This is a genomic window from Polaromonas sp. P1_G2, assembly GCF_056405515.1.
On sequence record NZ_JBFUBY010001419.1, the window covers coordinates 1 to 406 of the forward strand.

Sequence of the window (406 nt, forward strand, 5' to 3'; positions counted from 1 at the left end):
GCCGCCCTCAGCACTTCGGTTAGCCGTTTGGTCCGTGCGGGGTCGCGGTAGCGGTTCGAGCACAGGACCTGATCCAAGTTGAGGTCTGCCTGTCGGCGCAGCGCTTCCGCAACGGCGCGCCGAGCGTCTTCGGTCCGTCCTGCAATTCCGTCGACGACGGCTTGCATAAGATAGCCCCAGGTATCCTGCGGATTTTCCGAAATGTAACGGCACAGGCTGGTCACCGCACCCGCGTCGTCACCAAGCCACGCTTTGGCGTGCCCAATGTTGTAGATGATCCAAGTGAGGGGCGGTGGCGAAAGTTGTGCGGCACGCTCGAGAACCATCAAGCCTTCCCGCAGGTCGCCGACATAGACTGAGATCGTGCCGAAGTAGCCGCATACCCAAGGGTCGCTCGGACTAAGCT

Annotated in this window: 1 protein-coding gene; it reads right to left on the bottom strand. The window is 61.6% G+C overall.

The features are described 5' to 3' along the window. Positions 1 to 406, bottom strand: a 406-nt coding sequence (locus AC1D0P_RS30865; RefSeq protein WP_477680211.1) for a tetratricopeptide repeat protein, incomplete at both ends; no start/stop codon positions are given.